Source organism: Enterovibrio coralii, assembly GCF_001559595.1.
In the GTDB taxonomy this organism is placed as follows: Bacteria; Pseudomonadota; Gammaproteobacteria; order Enterobacterales; family Vibrionaceae; genus Enterovibrio; species Enterovibrio coralii.
Genome location: NZ_LNTY01000050.1, coordinates 265,634 through 284,733, shown reverse-complemented (window position 1 = coordinate 284,733; position 19,100 = coordinate 265,634). Strand labels below are relative to the sequence as shown.

Here is a 19,100-nt window from a genome sequence, read left to right as displayed (position 1 = left end):
TACCTATTAATTAATTGAAAAAGATTGCATTGACAGCGATAACATTGTGCGTCAGGTATTCTTCATAATAGCTTTGTGTATAGCTTTCACATGTAAACAAATCTGTCAGTGAGCGAACCCTTCTTGAACTACTTGTTGATGGCAACGTGCAGGTTGTAAATAACGGTTGTTGCTGTTGATTTAGGTCATCTAAAAAATCACCTAAATCAGGGATTTGTGGCAAAGAGACATTGAAAGCAATTGAGCCCATATTTGGTTGATGCGCAACCGGATTTAGAGATGCTGCAACAGCATGCTGAGTTACGACTCCTGCAGGTACTTCGTATGATGAATCTCTTCGCCATGCGTTTGCACTGCGATCCCAGACCCATTGCGATACTTCCAAAACAGATTCTTGATTTATATGCGAATACATATATGTCGCATAAGGTCTAGCTAAAGCGCGGCGATAAGCTTCTTCTAAATCCAGCATCTCTCTCAGCAACAGTTGAAATGTTAACAACGCGGGGCTTAAATCGGTCACTCCTAGCATATGCTGTGTAAACTGTTGCGCCCCTGGAGTTCTTATATTCTGGATAGTTAGCATATGAGCAACACTGGCGGCTTGTTCATTCAAACTTGAAAGAGAACGCAATCGCTCGTTGAAAGCGAAACTATATGCTTCGGAAGCACGGGACAATGTCCTGCTGAAGTTTGCTCTCACTGTGGTCAATCGCCCTCCATTTGCATGTGGTGGGAAATTCTGCACCATTCTTGATTCGTCAGCTGGAACTACACCTACGATTACGCTCGAAGGAGTCTCGCGTCTTGCTGCACTCATTATGTTACGGTTGGTCCCTCGGGGAGATATCCCGTTAGTTAAAGCTTGAAAAGGGTCTGTGGCAGATATGAACACATACTCAACAGCGATAGCTTTTTGGGATAACAAAGTTAGCAATAATACCCCTAGTACATTTCTCGTTAGTTTAAGACTCACTTGTCTTCACCTCCTGTGAGTGATTTCTATCGTTACGTTTTTTGAACATCGATTAAATGCCCGCAACTATTTTCAGGGAATTCGTTGTCAAATAATTTCTTTTTAGTACGAAAGTAATCAGTACAGTGAGATAAAAATGCTTATAAAGGGGATGAGGTGGTATGAACAAGAAAGTGGAAGTGGTGGGGTTCTCAACAATGACATTGACTCGATGGATGCTCAATAACTGCTTAGCTTTACCTTTGTTTCTTTTTACGAAAAAAAATGGCCTCAATGATCGAGGCCATTTATACGCTTTTAGATTATATCTACTGTTAATTCACAGTATTGAAGATCTTGACGAGTTCAAACATTGAATTGATATTCAACTTGCTCAGTATTCTCGTTTTGTAGGTACTCACTGTTTTTTGGCTGATATCCAACTCGTTTGATATTTTTTTGTTGGTGTACCCAGCCAAAATGTACTTCGCAACGGTGGCTTCGCGACTCGACAGTTTTGAAAACAGCGTCGTTAAGTTTGAAGAAGATTCGTAAGTATCAGTCATCGCGCTATATATGGCGTTAGCGGTTTCCGTCACTGTTCGAGATTTCCTGATGTATAGGATGTCGTTGTCTTCATCCTTAAGCTCATCAGTTTCTTCTTCGTAAAATGGCAGCAATAAGAAAATTGGGCCATGATAAAACGCTTTCACGTGTGTGATGACATCAGAAATTTCTGTGCTCGACAATCCCTCGCTTTCAAGGATCAAGGATTGAATGGCATTGTCCCTAAGTTGCGTTGAGACTTCGTCTGTTGTGTTCACTTGTATCGTGTCTATCAGTTCGTCGTGCTTTTTGATTAGCTTAACAAGTGGGGTAGAGCGTTGATTGTCGATATCAAAGTAAACGGATTTCAAACTCTTGCTTTGTGGAAACTGATTTCCTAGTTCAGCGCACTTATGTTTCTGGTACAAGGAATAAAGATCCGGTGCGCCAATAGGTTTGGATGTGTAGTAACCTTGGCAAGTATCGATGCCTATTCTTTTAGCGAACAAGTAAGCTTCTTCATTCTCGATACCTTCAACAACACAGTGAAGCCCCAACGAATGCGCAAGCAAAAGACAGATCTCTGTGATCTGCTTGTTTTTATAGTTGCTGTGTATGTTTTCTAGAAACGCTTTGTCAATTTTTAGCTCAGTGAAAGGTAGTTGTACGAGCTGACTTAACGAAGCAAAACCAGTACCAAAATCATCAATGGCTAGTCCAACACCTGAAACCCTCAATCGGGCCAAATTAGCCAAGGAATCAATCGAGCATTGATAGACATCTTCTTCCGTCATTTCGAGTGTGAGCTTATTGAGCGGGAAGTCATATTTTTTGCAGGTTGCTATCACTAAATCATAGATATCCGTCTCTAAGCACTCTTGAGAGAAATTTACAGAAAGCTTCAACTCCTTGCTCATTGACGCCATCAGCTTCACTGATTTGTCCAAGACAATCTCAAAGAGTTGGTTTTTACATCCAAGATCACCAATCAGGTCCATAAAATGGTGTGGCCCAAGCACGCCATATTCCGGGTGAGAGAAACGGACCAAGCTTTCAACACCCGACAAGTTGCCGTTTGAGAGATTAAATTGAGGCTGATAAAAGCAGAAGAACCGGTCATTCTCGAATCCGTCAAACACATCACGCGAACCGATTTGGATCTGAGGTGAGGAATGTGCGTTCTTTTTACTCATAAAACTCGAGTGTTCGAGCACGATGTTTTCCAACACCGAATCGGATATCGGTTTTTGGATAGCACGAACAAACTCGAATCCAGCCATGTTACACATATCGAAAGTGATCTTTAGGATGGCGTCTTCAACTGAACTAAAAATCACAATACCTACGTCAGGAGAGATCTTGTTAAGTTTTGAAAGAAACGACACACCGTCCATTCTTGGCATCTGGATATCACAGAACAGAAGGTCGATATCGAATTTTCTACATACATCTATTGCCTCTAGTCCATCCTCTGCAAAGTGAATGTCTGACACAGAAAGATGAGACAATTGCATTTTAAGTCTTGTGGCCTGTATTTTATCGTCTTCTACTATTAGCACTTTCATTGTCGTACTCCTGATCAAGCCACGTTTGGAAACACTCAATAATGTTCTTCAACTCATTCTTGAGCCGTAACATATTTTCTTTTTCTAGTTCTACAGATTTACTGTTCAGTACATTGTCAGCGTGCTCGGCTAACTCCTTTAGATTCAGTGCTTTTGCCGAACCTTTGAGCTTGTGAGCATGCTCTTTCATTTCAATAGATTCGCTTTCTTCAATCTTAGCTAACTCTTCCACAAAAGTGAGATGAGATACCTTGACGATTTCCAGCACATCTACATCGTTAAATGCTTGAGAAATCGCGTTGATATACCGATCCTTGTTCATTTCTTCAGTTTGCGCTGAGTGTTCCTCCTCAATGACGATAAGCTTGTCACTCGCGGTAATGTGTTTGGCCAATACGTTGAATAGCGAAGCCAACCTAACGGGTTTGTAGATGAAGCCGTCAAAATTTTTTAGATTTGAGTCCAAGTTAGTGAGTCTCGAGTCCTCTGCCGTACACAGCAGGATTGGCTTCTCTTTGAAAGCTGTAATGCTCGAGCGAATTTCTTTTGAAAGAGTGACGCCATCCATAATAGGCATTCGATAATCTGTAATGAGAAAATCGTAATCATCGGGACTTTCTTTTAATTTCGTCAGGGCCTCGTAGCCATTTTTCGACAAGGTGACATCAACCCCCAATTGAATGAGCTGGCGCTTCATCAGCATTCTGTTGATTGGGTCATCCTCTGCAACGAGAGCACTGCCTTTTAGCTTCCCTACGTTACTTGTGCTTGCAGAACCTGATACATTTTCTTTGTTTTCCAAGAGTTGGAAAAAACCATCGAGGTAGAAGTTTTTGTTGGCCTCAACTTCGCTTATCGTGTCGTAAGTGATAGTCACGCCGAGTACTTTTCCCCAAGCGAGTTCTTTTTTTACTGCGGTAGGGACGTAGATAGTCGTACCGTCATACTTGTCGATCTTCGTGCCAGTAGATGGGATGAAAAATGACACTTTAGTCCCTTGTTCTGGCTCACTTTCAATTTCGATGGTTCCGTTCATTAACTTCACAAGATTAGCGACAATCGTCATCCCTAACCCTGTGCCGCCATACTTTCTCGATATAGAGCTATTTGCTTGTACATAGGGTTGAAACATCTCACCTAACTTACTTTTTTCAATCCCACAGCCAGTATCTTTGACAGTGACCGTGACGCCGTCACGTTCTGCATCTACCGACACGACGACGCGTCCTTCATCGGTAAATTTCATGGCATTAGATAGGATGTTCGTGGCAATTTGCCCGACGCGAAACATATCAATATCGAAAAGTAGGTAGGGTGTTTCTTTCCATTTGACGATGAAATCAATGTGCTTCTTCTTTGCCTGAGCATCAAATGGTCTGAATACGACGCTCAATTCCTCAAAAATATTGGTTGGTCGACTTTCGAGTTGGAGCTTTCCTGCCTCTATTTTCGAAAAGTCCAAGATGTCGTTAACATGGCGTTCCAGCTTTTCTGCCGAGATAGTTGCGTTACGTATTAAGAGCTTATCTTCCTTTTCAGACACGCGACTCCTAAGCAACTCTAACAGGCCAATCATGGCTGATATGGGGGTTCTCAATTCGTGAGAGACGATGGCCAAAAACTCACTTCTCGACGCCATGACTGTTTTCGTTGTGATCACCTCATTGCTCGTGTCTAACACCAACTTATTCAGTGTGCGTATGCGAAAGATGACGATAATTGAAACGACGAGCAAAATCGTGACAACGATAAGGACGTAAAGCAGCAATGTCTTTTCATCGATCCCATATTGGACTTCAGGCAGTGTTTCATTGCCCTTGAGTCTATCGAAGTACTCTTGGCTATAGGCACTCAGGATTGTTGAGAGGTACCCAAGTAAGTTTTCATTGTCTTTCCTCATCGCCATCGTTATGTCGACGCTGTTCGGCGCGAAACTCTCATCAATAGATACGACTTGCTCGGAAATATCTTGTTTGATGAGGTCACTATCCACGATAGCCGAGCCGATAACCCCTTGCTCTAGCGCTCTGATTGTTTCGAAGTAACTGGTAAACAGCACAGTACTTTCGCTAGGCTTTCTTACCGAGTCGAAGATCATCGGTATACCGATCGTTGCGTTGTCTTCGTCCCCGTCGAGCGTAATTTTTACGAGCTCTAAACTGTGGTAAGGTTTGGTAACCAAAAAGCCGAGATCGTCGAGTTTGTTGCTGAAGTAGACGGGCACAAGGTCGATAATCCCTTGTGAAAGCATCAGGTCGATGTTTCTTCCTTCAGACGGCACGTATTTGAATTTTACGATGCTTACATCCTCAATATCCTCAAGGAACTCTCTGACGTAGCCGCCCATTTTGGATGAGTTATCGTTCTTGTAGGATATTGGAAATAGACCCTCAGGAAGGGAGTACTTCACTACGGTTTTTATGTTTGGGAACTTGAGCAGTTTCAGATAACTTGTTTCACTGAAACTAAAGATCTTTAAAGATTTGAAGTTACCACTAGTACTATCAGATTTTATGTCCTTGATAAGATCATTGAACTGCGTGGCCAGTTTTTCATTTGTCGTTGCGATCGTTTTTTTGTTAAGCCCCAAACCAATATCAAAGATGGTCAATCCTCGACTTAGTTCCTTGTTGCTTAAGTTTGTAAGCAGCGAGATAGGGGTTGTGATGGTTGCGTCTGCTTCTCCCTCTTCCAGTGTTTTGAACATCTGTTCATAACTGTTGCTCAACTGAATGTTGTTGTAGCCTTGCCTCTGGATGAGATCGCAGGCGATGCTGTTTTTTACACATATCCATCGCTGCTGAGCGAGAGAGCCGTTATCGACATATTTCGTGTTGTCAGAAAGAAAAATAACGCGAAGCTCTGTATAGACAGGATCGGTCATGTAGAGCTTTGTGTTTGTCTCCATCGCACCAAAGGTGCCCTGATTACTGAGCGCAGCGTCAATGTCACTATTGTTAAGTGCAGCTTCCAACGAAACCAGGCTTTCATATTCGGTGATGTTGTAGTTTCTTCCCAGCGCGCTACCGAAATCTTCAAGGATATCGATATTTAGAGATGACCCTCTCGTCCGGGAAGAATTGTAGTCACTTCTAAGTACGCCGAAATGCAGATTCTCAGTATCGTCTTTATTTACAATCTCTGCATCTTGGGTAGTTAAAGCTAAAGAAGGGATGGAGAAGCTATACAGTACAAAAGCCAGTAAAGCGTTCAACATCATAAGTAACGTCGTAAAGGATGTCTTTTGATGCCTATGGGCCATGACATATTTCCGTAGTTGGGCTTGATTCTTGCGCGTTGATGTCTTTTTTAGAGATGACAAGTGCCGTTTGGTTTTCTCAATGGCGACTATGCGTCTCAGTGTTTGGGTTCTTTTTATAGCATTTGGCTACAATCAACGTATTAGACAAATGTCTCTTTTGCAAATGTGATGCTTATGAAAGTCAACACTCATCAATGTCTTTCCATTTTTCTATATTGTTTGGGTTGCATTGTAATTTATTGGGTTCTTAAGTTGTAACTTCATCCGTGTGGGAAAAATCTTACCGCTCATGATTCGCTTCCTAAAACAGTGATCGTTATAAACCTTTCCTTTTCTTTTGTCGGTATATTCCTACAAACAAAAACTTTTATATCCATTCATAAATTATTAGCATGTATTGATGTTGCGATTTTATTCGCTTAGAAGAAAAAAGAAATGGGTGGATTAATGGCTAATTCTAGTAAAGGTTTATTTTATAAAAGGGTTACTCATCACGCCATAATAGGGTATGACTACCAAATGGCATTGCCGAATTTGTTTGCGCCAAATTTCGATGAGTCGGTCGATATGATTTGCGGCTATATATTGCGAACCTACAAAGCGGCAAGGAAAGTAAAGCGCGATATGCATAGAACGTTGAGGTTTGGTGTTAACTCAAAGCTATCACTAGATGCTATTCATAGTGTAGGTAGTATCAATCCTCAAAACGTGAAGAATTTTACCCAAAAGTTTGATATCGACATTTTCTTAGATGTTGATGCTCATTGTTTAGAAAACGGCATGTTATTCGAGTCTTGTAAGAGGCTCAAAGAGTCAGGCTTCTCAAGGGTGTACGTGAATGCTGGTATGGGGCTGATGCTTGTTCCAGAGCATGTTTTGGATCTTTGTGATGGCGTTAAGCTCTCTAACACCTTCTTTTTAGAGACATTTAAAGGTGATAGGAAGTTTTTGACTGACTGTCTTGTGTATCTGTGCAAGAGACACAAGGGAGACATCATTGTTGACGGTGTTAACAACCACCAGTCCTATGCATTCCTGTCAAACTTTCCTGTCGCCATGTCAGGCTCGTACTTTTTTTAAGAGGTTGGTCATTACTATGGACGCTATTGCAATTAAAAAACTTAAAAAAGTAGGAAATGACTTGTCAGAACTCGATGAGTTAACAAGAAGCTATTTTTCTACTTTCATTCAAGAGGTTGTAGTTCCATTTACAAAGTCTGATGTAGAACGGTCATTAGAAAATATGGATAAATCAACGAAACAGGTAATGGCCCAGTTTAAATACCTAAACCCAGAACATTGCTTCTATGGTCATGTGGTTCCGTATCATATGGTTATCGTTGTTGTTGATTATTCTGACTCGGAAAAGAAGAACTTGGCAATTCCAGTTTGGGATAATGAAGAATTTAGTATTTTTAAAACAAAGGTTTTACTCTCACTACAACGTAGTATTAAGTAAAAATATCTGTTTGTTATAAGTTCACGTAGTCAGAAAGTCGATGTGCTTACTTAAAGCATGTATGACTGTAGGAATCATCTGACTTTTCAATAGAGCGCTCTGTGAGTACAGTTAGCGTCATCAAGTGCTTTGAGCTGATGTCGATTAAGCGTGCGCATCTTAAATTAAATGATGCAGCTAAATATAAATAGAGAGTCTATTTAAATTAATTCGAATTTTGGTTAAAGCGCACGTCGGGTTTTTACCTTAAATATAGAGTTAATCAAAGGGTGCTGAGCTCAGCATCTTTCTATTATTGCTGGGGGAAAAATGTTTACTAAATCGTACAAAACATTTTTGTTTATTTTATTCACTATGGTACTCGCTGCCTGTAATAGTGACGGTAAAGGTGCATTTTCAGATAGTCAAGTTAAAGGTGGTTCGGGATCAAACTCTAGCCAGGGACTACTGAGTATTGCTGTTACACCTCCTTATGTAGATCTTGCTGTTGATACGCAAGTAAATCTAACCGCGACAGGATATTATTCCGACGGTAGCTTTCGAAACGTAACCGGAGAGGTGAAGTGGTCGGTTGAAGGCACAGCAAAACTGACAAATCAAGGCAACGGAACGTTTCTTGCTGGAAAGAACACTGGAAAGGTGAAAGTTTCTGCAAGTTTAGGAAATGTGACGAGCACTAATACCGCGAGCGTGAATGTTGTCGATGTGGCGTTGGTTTCATTGCAAGTTACACCGCCAAGCTTTGATGTCATTGAAGGTGAAACATATCAACTTCGCGCTGATGCAAACTACAACAATGAATTGAGCGTCAATGTTTCTGCAAATACTGCAATGATCAATTGGGTGAGCTCAGATACAAGCGTCGCTACCGTTGATGCAACGGGTTTGGTAACAGGTATCAAGAAAGGTAAAGCACAAATATCGGTATTGCTAAAATCACAGCCTTTGGAAAGTAATAAGAGCGTCGCGAATGTTTTGGGAAACCAGGTCAAGAGTATTCAACTTACGACTTCGGATAGCACAATCGCCAAAGGTGCATCCGCAAGGCTGACAGCACAAGCAACATTTCAAAACGGCAACGTTGTCGATGTTACGTCGCTTGCTAGCTATAACCGAGATAACGAAAGCTTCTTGAATGTTGTGACAGGTGGGGTTGTTACTGCCATCGCGGATAGTTCAGGTACTGCAACGGGTATTACAGCGACTTATAAAGGCGTAACTAGTAATAAAGTGGATGTCGTAACGACAGCTGCTGTTGTTTCAAGCTTGGCATTAACGCCGGAAGGTACGCGCAACTTGCCGCGAGGCAATACGCTGAATCTTTCTGTAGAGGCGACTTACAGTGACGGAACAACAAATTCAGTAACGCCGGTCTGGACGATTTCAGATTCGACAAAAGTGACGATTTCAGCCGGCAATTTGTTGACGGCAATTAGCTCTACAGCTGGAACGCCTGTAACCATCAAAGCCTCTTTTGGTGGAATAGATAGTAACGAAATCTCAATTAACGTCATCGATGCGGTGTTGATGAGCGTCTCAGTAACGCCAAACACAGCTGTTAGCTTGGCGAAAGGACTAACGAAACAGTTTCGAGCAACGGGTAGATACAGTGACGGTTCAGAACTGGTTTTGAACAATGTGACTTGGCAAAGCAGCGAAACAAGTGCGGTGACGATAAATGCTAGCGGGTTAGCAACGGCTGCAAGCCCAGGTAATGCAAATATAGTTGCAACGGCATCAGGTGTTAATAGCACACCGGTAAACGTGACAGTAACAGCGGCAGAGATTGCGTCTCTATCTGTAGGAATCGACGTTACGTTACCCAAAGGACGAGCAACGCTGGTCGCTGCTCTTGCAACATACACTGATGGCACCGTTAGTAATGTTGGAGCGAATCCAGCCATCAATTGGCAATCGAGTGACACAAGTATTGCTACGGTAAGCAATGTTGGTTTGGTAGACCCGAAGACGGTCGGCGACGCAACGATAACCGCGACAATTAACGGTGTATCTGACTCGCGTGTTGTTCACGTAGTTGCTCCGGTTGTTGATTCTATTGCAATTAGTGGGCTGCCTGGGACGGTAACTGTAGGTACGAGTCAGTCTTTTGATGTTATTGCAACTTACTCAGATGGCACAAAGGGTAGTTTGTTTGGTGATAGCAACTTACGTTTCAGTTATAGCATTGGTAGCGTCATCAGCGTAAGCAGTTCAGCGGCGAACTATAGCCTTTCACCGTTGGTAGGTGGCAACACAGTCACCTTGACGGCAACACTTGGCACAGGACCAGGAAGCATTACGACAGATAAAACGCTGATCGTTGATAATGCGACTATCGTGTCGCTAGCTGTGAGAAAAGCAAATGTGGTTAGTGGGCTTAATGCGAAGTCACGTTTCCAATTTATTGCTGAGGCAACATACAGTAACGGACAGAAAAAAGACGTAACGACTAAGACAGACTGGACCACGAGTAAATTCTCAATTGGTTCCAAGACGACTGATGTTACAGATGGAGTACTTGATACCAACTCAGGTGTTGATGCGGGTATGGAAGGCGTAACTGCGGAAATCTCTGCATCTATTGTTGATGTGAACAATGGTGGCGTGACTATTCGCTCCAATGTAGAGAGTATTTCTACGGTGACTCCGAGGAATGTAAGTTGCTACAGCCAGATTACTGCTGGTGGTTTGACTTTGAGTTGCCCATCAAACGACTTTACAAGACCTGCGGGTTTGACAAAGAGAGACTTTGTTTACACCGGAGCATCAGTTGGTGTTTATGAAATTAACCAACAAGTGACAGATAAGCTCACATACAGTGAAGCGGTTGCTTATTGTACAGCTGTGGGTGGGCGACTACCGACGAGAGAAGAACTTGGCACCATTTATTTGGAAGTAGATAGAGGGGTGGATAAGAACTTTAAAGTTTATACAAACTACGGTTATCCAACCTATATAAAATATTGGACGTCAGATGTTGATCCTGACAATTCAGCGAATCGAATTGTGGTAAATATGAGCCGAAACATTCCGGCCACAATGGTTGAAACCGGCTATGGATATGCGGCATGTATTTTGTGATTGAATACGACTGATCGCATTACAAACATAAATACATATATTGAGCACCTAGATGGTGGTTATCCATCTAGGCCGCTTAGAGATATTCAAATATTTATTAAGAATAATTTGTATGAAAAAGCTAAATTCACTTTATCTGTTGATCTCTTTAAATATGTTGTCTGTCTACTCAGTTGCTTCCGCTGAAACAGATTTTCCTTTTGACCCATTTGTTGAAGTCGTCGGGGGTTACAGTAAGGCTTTAGATTCTGGTGCTGATCTGTCGGAAAATGCTGGTGTATACGGACTTGGCTTAGGTATGGAGATATACAAGAATGTAGATCTAAAAGCCCAATACCAAGACTATTCAAAAATTGATGTAGATAGCAAAAATCTGTCAGTTAAAACGAAAATATATAATTACGAGCTTTCGTATCGCTATCCGATTGGTCATGAAGTAAGTGTTGTTGCTGGTGTAGGGGCCGGTTATTGGAAGATGACGAAGTACCAAGGTAGCACCACAATTATGGCGAATGGTGTGGCACCAATGGCAAGAGTAGGGCTGGACTACGATATCAATAAAAACATATCGGCAAGCCTCTCTTACCAATATGTAAATGCCATAGGTGATCTGTTCACTGGCGAATATGATGCGCACAACATGCTGCTTGGTGTTAAATATTCATTTGGGGGGCGCGAAGAAATGACGCCGACTCCAGTATTGGAACAAGTGGTTGTTGAAGACTTCGTCGTTGAAGAGCAACCAGTGCCTGCAATCGGTGCAGTTGTGCCAATGACATTCTGTAACAAGATAGTCACGCCAATTATGTTTAACTTCGATGAAAGCGTACTCAGCGCCAACAATAAAGCAGAATTGCGGGCTGTAATCCAATACATGAAGGCGAACAACCTCAATGGCGTAACATTGGTCGGTTACACAGACGATAAAGGCTCTGAGAACTACAACTCGTCTCTGGCTAAACGACGAGTGGATGCGGTTGAAAAATTCTTTGAAAACGAAGGGTTAACCGTACATCGCAACATTGCAAATGGTAAGGATCGTACTAACTTTAAGAGTGACTATGCAAAAAGACGCGTAGACGTTTATGTAGATGCACTCTTGAACAAGGAAATAGCCTGTGACCAAAAGTTTGGTTTCTAAAATTACGCGCTTGTCTTTGGGTCTTTTGTTTCTGTCGCATCTGAATGGGTGCGACAGTAGTTTTTCTGTGCAGGGAACCAATACTGGCGCTAACGATGTCGACAGCAGTGTAAAAGCTGTTAACTCAAAACTATTGATAGACAATTGGAACGCGTTTCTTATCGGGCAGCCATACATGTTCGAAACAGACGGTTTCAGTAAGTTGGCAGAAGGTAAATCAGCAAACGGCTTAAAACGCTATGAACAGATGGTTTTTAAGGAAAATGAAATCTTCGAGGGCGTCGAATTGCTCGACAGCAGTGGGGAAATAAACCCGGCCGCCGTTCGAACAACGTTTCAGTACCTTCTTTTTGTCGCTAATGCTTATTACATTCCGAATAACGAACACAATTTTAATAGCCTGTATCGAAACCCCGAAGTATTGGAGAAGATTGTCAGTGCTACATGGGAACTGTTTTCGAATTACTACACCGTTGACAGCAAACACGTTGGAAACTGGTGGTACTGGGAGATAGGTACCAACAAAATACTAATGGACTTTCTAGCGTTAACCTACCTTGATCTTCCACCTGCATTATTTAGCAAGGGTATTGAAATTTCCTATGCTATGGCTCCGGACCCTAAGTACATTTTCAACAGTGCAGGTACTTCAGATACGCGAGTTCCTGAGCTTTCAACGGGTGCAAATAGGACGGATCTCGCCCAAATAAATATGTTGCGTTCTGTGCTACAAGGCAATATGACGCAAGTACAGGAGTCGGTTAACTTAATCGCGAGCACCTTAAAAATAGTAGATAGCGGGGATGGTTTTTATAGCGACGGCGGCTTGGTTCAGCATATAGATTATCCCTATATTGGCGGGTATGGTGCGGTATTGTTGGAAACGGTCAGTAAAGTATCTTACGTGTTATCAAACACAGATAAAAATTACGATTTGTCTCCCTTCAATTTTATGTACGACCGCATTTTCGATACTTTTGAGCCATTCATCTTTAAGTCGCAATTGGCTGAGGGTGTAAGGGGGCGTTCTCCATCTCGTGGGTGGGCGACTTCTCGAAAGGAAACACAAAATATCGTTCAGTCATTTTTGAGGCTTTATCCTTCAGCACCACCTGAGTACAAAAACAAACTTGGTAGGCTGATTAAGGAGCAATTGCTTAGTCCGGAAGAGCAACGGGAGCGTTACTTCATTGACTACTACGCGAACGATTTTGTTCCGTTGGCAATTGCCAACGAGCAAGTTCTGGGAGATACAGAACTCGCTCCACGTGGACCACTTGTAGGTAACTTCTTGTTTAACTCGATGGACAGGGTTGCACACAGAAAGAGTGATTGGATGTTTTTGATATCTGCCCACTCATACCGTTCCGGCAACTACGAATGTATCAATGGAGAGAATCTGAAAGGATACAGAACTGGCGATGGTATGACGTACATCTACGACAGTGACCAAGAGCAGTATTTTAACTATTGGCCAATGCTGGATCCGTTGCTGCCCGTAGGAACCACTGAAGATATTTCAATTACTCCGGAAGATTGTACAGACATAGAAACTGGCTCATCGAAAAAACAAAACATGAGATGGGTTGGGGGGATAACAACAAGGGAGCAAGACCAAGTTAGCGGTGGAATCGGTAGCTATGGAATGCATTTCTTTAGTTACGATGATTCTGTCGAAATCAAAAAGTCTTGGTTTATGCTTGAAGATATGATCGTCGCACTTGGCGGCGGTTTGACGTCTGCGGAATATGATTCGACCAAAACGGCGGTTGAGTTTAGGAAGATTAAAAGTTCAGCAGGTAACAAGATCTACATTGACGGCGTGAGGTATCCATCCGGTTTGACTCCTGTTGATTACAGCGGGAACCCCAAGTCTATTTTCTTGGAAGGCGACATAGTGAGTTCGTCGAGAGGCTATGTATTCTTGGCTAGTGATAACGTCATATTCGAGAAAAAAATAGACCAAGCGGGAAATTGGATTGAAGTAAACACAGTCAATGAAGAGCGTATGCCTAACCCTTACATGGAATACAATACGGTTAATATCGACATCGTGCATGGTGTAGATGGAGGTGTAAATGATAAGTACGCCTATATCATCTTACCTTCGATTAGCTTAGCGGAATTTAACGGTAAATTAGCCGTAAGCGATAAAGTTGGTGTGGATGTTTTAACCGTATCCGGTGACGCGCACGTCATATCGGTACCTACTGCAGGGTTAGTTGCGGCTAACATTTTTTCAGAAGATGGTTACGTCAGTGACGTGTTGGAAGTCTCTGCACAGTCAGCTGTGATTTTTGAAAAGAAATTGAACAAAATCAAAGTCTGGGTATCAGAGCCAACGCGCTCACAAAACCAAATCAGCTTGCTGTTTCCTAAAGAGAGTAACCTGATATTGGAGTCGGTTTATCAAAACATAGTAAGCGTTGAAGATGATCACTTCATCTTAGATACAAGCGCAAAGGATGGCGAGACAATCTATTTTGAACTAACTATTGATTGACGACAGAACCAAGAAAAAAGCCTCCCTACAACAGGGAGGTTTTTTTATGTTGGTAGAAAATGACTTAGAAACGTCGTCTTATCTATATTGCGAGTTTCAAGCAGAATATCCTGGATAGTTACCTTTTTGTGGGAGTGTTATGTGACGTGTGAATGACAAGAATGCCTTCCAAAAAAAAAGCCATCGATTCGTGAGAAATTACGCTGGCAAAAAGGACTATACATTAGTAGTTGTAGACAACACCAACTTCAATCTGATAGTGATTGAAGTTATTATTACTTTATCTGTAGTTGGAACGAATTTTTATTTTATTTTTGATATTTCATGTTTGTTGGATGAATTGGATCGTCAAAAAATAGTCATCTAGTTACCATCTAATTTATACAATATTGTTGTGATAAAAGTTTATCAATTCCCATTGATAGGTGGCTTGTTCAATAAAATATGACATCTGACGTGAATTGAACTGTAGTTAAAAACTATGACTCATAAGTGAGATTTTATGACCGCCTATTATAAAAGCAATCGAACTTAATTAAAGTCGTATTAATGTATTAGTGATGTGTATTATATTATTGGTAAATTTATATTTATGTCCATTTAAAACAATGGGTTAGATCTTTGTTCGTTGCCGTGCGTTTCTTCTATTTATGTTTTAATGATAACGAGTTTAGATGATTTTTACATGTAACTTACTATTTTCTATTAGATGTATGCAACCAATTGGATTGACGCTATTTTGAGCCATTGTTAGCCTCTGACTAAGGGAGAATGCAAAAGTTATCGATGACTTATGTATATAAGTTTGAGGGATTGAAGGTAGTGACATGAGCGTTTTTTTAGAAAAAAAGAAGTATTTAACAGAGTCGATACTAGCAGAGGTTTTGAATCGATTAGAAGCGGAGTCAGAAAATGCAGTTGCCGCTAAAGACATTCTACCGACGATGTCTCTTCGAGACGATTTAGGCATGGACTCCATGCAAGCAGTGTCATTGACCCTAGACTTAGAAGACTCGCTGTCGATCTCCATTGATGACGAAGATTTAGTCAAACTCACTACAGTGAATGATCTCCTTGAAATCATTGAACTAAAGCTAAGCGAAAAAGATGGATAATCGTAGACGTGTAGTAATAAGTGGTGTCGGTGTTGTTTCTTCAATTGGTAACGATTTTGATACTCTCACCGAATCGTTGAAACTTGGTCGAAGCGGTATCCGTGCAATAGAGTCTTGGTCTGAATATGGCTTGACCAGTCGTGTAGCTGGCTGGGTAGATCTAGACGAAACGAAAATACAAACTGCGAACATTCCTCTTAAACTCCGCAAAGCAATGCCAACTTCAACGCTCTACTGCAGTGTTGCTGCTAATGATGCAATTCTGTCGTCTCGTTTGAGCCCCGATGAACTCGCCGACCCTAGAACTGCTTGCCTTGTTGGCAGCGGTGTGGCTGATGTCAGTGTCATACATAGGGAAGGGGTGAGGTATTACAACGGACAAGTACGTCGCTCAGAACCCTACACCGTGCTCAAATCCATGAGCAGTACACCAAGCGCAATACTGACAAAACTCTTTGGCATCACAGGCCGAAGCTATTCTATTTCATCTGCTTGCGCGACAGGCGCACACAATATCGGACATGCTTACGAACTCATCCGTGATGGCGTAATAGACCGAGCCATTACAGGCGGCTGTGAAGAAGTAAACGAGCTAATTGTTGCTTCTTTTCAAGCATTGAGAATGGCACTTTCAACCGGCTTTAATGACACGCCAGAAAAAGCGTCGCGTCCGTACGATCGAGACAGAGATGGCTTTGTTATTAGCGGCGGGGCGGGTGTGCTTGTCTTAGAGTCACTTGATTCTGCATTGGCGCGAAACGCGCCGATCTACGCAGAAATCGGCGGTTATTCAGCAATTCAGACCCTCATGATTTGGTTCTGCCTCAAGCCGATGGCGGTACGTTTGTCGATTGCATTTTCAGCGCATTAGACGATGCGGAAATTTCCCCGGCAGACGTTGACGCGATTAATACGCATGGCACAGGCACTGGTCCGGGCGACGTAGCGAGGTGAATGGTTTACGCAGAGCTTTCGGAGAGAACGTACCGAGATTCTCGTCAACGAAATCGATGACTGGCCACGCGATTGGCGCAGTAGGGGCGATAGAGTTGATTGCTTGTATTGCAATGCTAAAAGAAGGCTTCATTGCGCCATCTATCAATATTGAAAACATTGACCCTTTGTTTGCCGATGCACCAATCGTGCGCGAGCCCACGCCGGCTAATTTGGAAACGATGCTTTCGTTGAACTTTGGTTTTGGTGGTACGAACGCGGCCACTGTTATTCGAAAAGCAGAATAGCCAATATATGAATAGACGTTTCATTGATGGATTGAGGGACTCACAAGGTTGGCTGCATAGAGAAGCCGTTAGCTCAATTTTGCCTTATGGTGATGCTTTCTTATTTGTTGATTCAGTTAGTCAATTAACCGAATCAGGCGTCGTGGCACAATACAATATTCCCGTGTCTTCATCTCTTCTCGACGCGCATTTCAAACACGTCAGTATGATGCCCGGTGTTTTGATGGGGGAGGCCGTCGCGCAAGCCGGTATTGTTCTAATTCATTACCGGAGCGAGTTTGAAGAAGAGACGGATGTCGTAGCCAGTACAGTCAGTCAAATGCGTTTTAAAACGCCGGCTCTACCGGGGGATACGCTAGAAGCACATGTCAGTATTAAGGCGATCAATCGTTTGGGAGCGAGGTTAATGGGTAAAGCCTATGTTAATGGACGTGAAGTCTTGTCGGCGACGTTTGATCTCACCTTCATAAGGCGAAGAAACCTTATTGAGCATGTCTCTCAATATGGAAATAACTGAAAACTCAGCCTGAAGCTTGGGACTTCTGACCGTTTAGATATGCATGGAGATTTGAGTGACGTTTAGATTAGCTGCTGTTGATGATTTTGTGGGTGTAGGAGCCTCAGGTTTTAAGCTTTCTAGCTATAAAAACCTTGCTTATCCATTGGGTTGTTCTAAGTCGGAACTGGACTCAGCGTTAGGGGAAGGCGATTTTGTTGTGTTTGATAATGCAAAAAAAATCGGGTTCATCAGAGTGAAAGCCGTGTTCTCTGGTATTGCCTATCTTGACGTCCATTTGCTGTGTGATTTCGCTGATGACGACATTCAGGCTGTGCTTAATTGGTTATCCGAGCATTACGATATCGGTAAGTATTACATCCAGTTACTTCCCTATGAGCAGCAAGAAATTGAGTGCATAAAACGTCTGGGTTTCACAGAGGAAGCACGATTAAAAAGCCAACTGTTTGTTGAAGGCCAGTATCACGATGTTTTGATGATGGGAAGCGAGGATAAACGTGTTTGATAGTGTTAGCGGAATCTATTGCGCTATCCGTCGTCCGAACCTTGACGATCTGGATACCATTACTCGTTGGTTAGACGATCCCTACCTCAATTCGACAGTCTTTGATAACTCCACCTTTGTCGATGGAGCAAAAGAACAAGCAATGACTTGGCTTGAACAGAACGCAGCTGTCTACGGAGGTGACAACCTTTTGGGGTTGGTGTGCTCGGTAAAGAGTGGCAAGCCAATTGGAATGGTCTGGTTTAATAATATTGATTGGAAAAGTCGCACTGCTGATCTTCGCTACTTAGTGGGGGAAGCGGAGTATCGTACCAGCGTGTTCGGACCCGAAATTGCGTTATTAAGTCTCCAAATGGCGTTTAACGTCATGAATCTACATAAAGTCTATGGCTACGTTTTATCAGGTAATGAAGATTCAGTTCGCCTTGCAGAGTTTGGTGGAATCAAAGAGGGCGTATTGAAAAATTATCTCCCTGTAGGCGATGGCTGGAACGATTATCACCTCTATGCCATGTTTTCAGACGACTTCCGTGCTTTCCTTCAAGAGCACAAAGAGGGTGTACTGCGCCGTCATTTTAAAGCCGGGCTATTGTAGCGGTGTTCCTGCTGGCATTTCTGTTTTGCTTAGTTGTCGCGTTATCTTTTCTATACCCGAAAGTCATTGGTGATCGTTTCGGGTTCATCATGATGTTACCTGTCATCGCTTACACGACATTTTACTACCTAGATTGGCAGTTGTTGTCGCTGCTTCACTTTATTGCGATTGTTTTAGGTGGAATCGGTGTCGGCATAGGATTACTGGTCGCTGGTTTGCCTTTGAGCTCTCCTCAGCCCAAACAATTTATTGTTGATAGTGTCCGTGGATTTAGAGTTCTTAAAGACCATAAAAACTATCTTCTATTTCAACTGGGAATGACGTGTTATGAAGAGCTTATTTGGCGAGTGTTTTTGGTTAGCTCGCTGCTGCTGGCACTTCCAGCTTGGGCTGCTATTTGTTTGTCATCAGTATTGTTCTGGACTGTTCATGAAGAAAACAGGCCGCTAGGGTGGCACTCCCTAGAATTCTTTATTTTCGCTGCGCTTCTTGGTGTTAGTTACGTTGTCACTGAATCCTTGCTGTTTGTTTGGATTATTCACCTAACCAGAAATGTCCTTATCTTGTCCGAGTCGCTTAGTGAAAAAGAGGGAGCGAGCCTTGGCTAACGACCAA

Annotated in this window: 14 protein-coding genes and 1 pseudogene; 12 read left to right on the top strand and 3 right to left on the bottom strand. The window is 42.4% G+C overall.

What is annotated here, in order from left to right; translation table 11 throughout:
* Positions 1-10 precede the first annotated feature (10 nt).
* From ATN88_RS19250 to ATN88_RS19240, 3 genes are all read right to left on the bottom strand, one after another.
* Complete coding sequence (locus ATN88_RS19250) at positions 11-976, bottom strand: hypothetical protein (RefSeq protein WP_067419269.1); 966 nt, start codon at positions 974-976, stop codon at positions 11-13.
* 314 nt (positions 977-1,290) lie between these two features.
* On the bottom strand, positions 1,291-3,066 hold the full coding sequence (locus tag ATN88_RS19245; protein ID WP_067419268.1) for an EAL domain-containing protein: 1,776 nt from the start codon (positions 3,064-3,066) through the stop codon (positions 1,291-1,293).
* A complete protein-coding gene (locus ATN88_RS19240) occupies positions 3,038-6,328 on the bottom strand; it encodes an ATP-binding protein (RefSeq protein ID WP_067419267.1) in 3,291 nt (1,096 codons plus the stop codon). Before ATN88_RS19240 ends, ATN88_RS19245 begins: the two co-directional genes overlap by 29 nt.
* Positions 6,329-6,763: 435 nt before the next feature.
* Between ATN88_RS19240 and ATN88_RS19235 the strand changes: the two genes are divergently transcribed.
* From ATN88_RS19235 to ATN88_RS19180, 12 genes and pseudogenes are all read left to right on the top strand, one after another.
* Positions 6,764-7,408 carry a hypothetical protein gene (locus ATN88_RS19235; RefSeq protein WP_067419266.1) on the top strand — a complete coding sequence of 215 codons (645 nt, stop codon included), beginning with the start codon at positions 6,764-6,766 and terminating at the stop codon, positions 7,406-7,408.
* Positions 7,409-7,424: 16 nt separating this feature from the next.
* The gene (locus ATN88_RS19230) at positions 7,425-7,787 is read left to right on the top strand and encodes a hypothetical protein (RefSeq protein WP_067419265.1); all 363 of its coding nucleotides are present in this window, start codon (positions 7,425-7,427) and stop codon (positions 7,785-7,787) included.
* 309 nt (positions 7,788-8,096) lie between these two features.
* Positions 8,097-10,868 (top strand): Ig-like domain-containing protein, encoded by a 2,772-nt coding sequence (locus ATN88_RS19225; RefSeq protein ID WP_232313414.1) that lies wholly within the window; start codon positions 8,097-8,099, stop codon positions 10,866-10,868.
* Between the two features lie 112 nt (positions 10,869-10,980).
* On the top strand, positions 10,981-12,009 hold the full coding sequence (locus ATN88_RS19220) for an outer membrane beta-barrel protein (protein WP_067419264.1): 1,029 nt from the start codon (positions 10,981-10,983) through the stop codon (positions 12,007-12,009).
* On the top strand, positions 11,987-14,512 hold the full coding sequence (locus tag ATN88_RS19215) for a polysaccharide lyase 8 family protein (protein WP_067419263.1): 2,526 nt from the start codon (positions 11,987-11,989) through the stop codon (positions 14,510-14,512). Before ATN88_RS19220 ends, ATN88_RS19215 begins: the two co-directional genes overlap by 23 nt.
* 827 nt (positions 14,513-15,339) lie before the next feature.
* Entirely contained in the window at positions 15,340-15,627 is a 288-nt protein-coding gene (locus ATN88_RS19205; protein ID WP_232313413.1) for an acyl carrier protein, read from the top strand.
* Positions 15,620-16,498: a beta-ketoacyl-[acyl-carrier-protein] synthase family protein gene (locus tag ATN88_RS19200; protein WP_232313412.1), complete on the top strand. Its 879-nt coding sequence runs from the start codon at positions 15,620-15,622 to the stop codon at positions 16,496-16,498. The genes ATN88_RS19205 and ATN88_RS19200 overlap by 8 nt, the downstream gene beginning before the upstream one ends.
* Positions 16,441-16,868 (top strand): annotated as a pseudogene (locus ATN88_RS27725) (hypothetical protein). The gene ATN88_RS19200 and the pseudogene ATN88_RS27725 overlap by 58 nt, the downstream one beginning before the upstream one ends.
* 7 nt (positions 16,869-16,875) lie before the next feature.
* Positions 16,876-17,385 (top strand): 3-hydroxyacyl-ACP dehydratase FabZ family protein, encoded by a 510-nt coding sequence (locus ATN88_RS19195; RefSeq protein ID WP_067419261.1) that lies wholly within the window; start codon positions 16,876-16,878, stop codon positions 17,383-17,385.
* 55 nt (positions 17,386-17,440) lie between these two features.
* A complete protein-coding gene (locus ATN88_RS19190) occupies positions 17,441-17,890 on the top strand; it encodes a GNAT family N-acetyltransferase (RefSeq protein ID WP_232313409.1) in 450 nt (149 codons plus the stop codon).
* Entirely contained in the window at positions 17,883-18,485 is a 603-nt protein-coding gene (locus tag ATN88_RS19185; protein ID WP_067419260.1) for a GNAT family N-acetyltransferase, read from the top strand. Before ATN88_RS19190 ends, ATN88_RS19185 begins: the two co-directional genes overlap by 8 nt.
* A gap of 2 nt (positions 18,486-18,487) precedes the next feature.
* Complete coding sequence (locus ATN88_RS19180; RefSeq protein ID WP_067419259.1) at positions 18,488-19,093, top strand: CPBP family intramembrane glutamic endopeptidase; 606 nt, start codon at positions 18,488-18,490, stop codon at positions 19,091-19,093.
* The last annotated feature ends 7 nt before the right edge of the window (positions 19,094-19,100 follow it).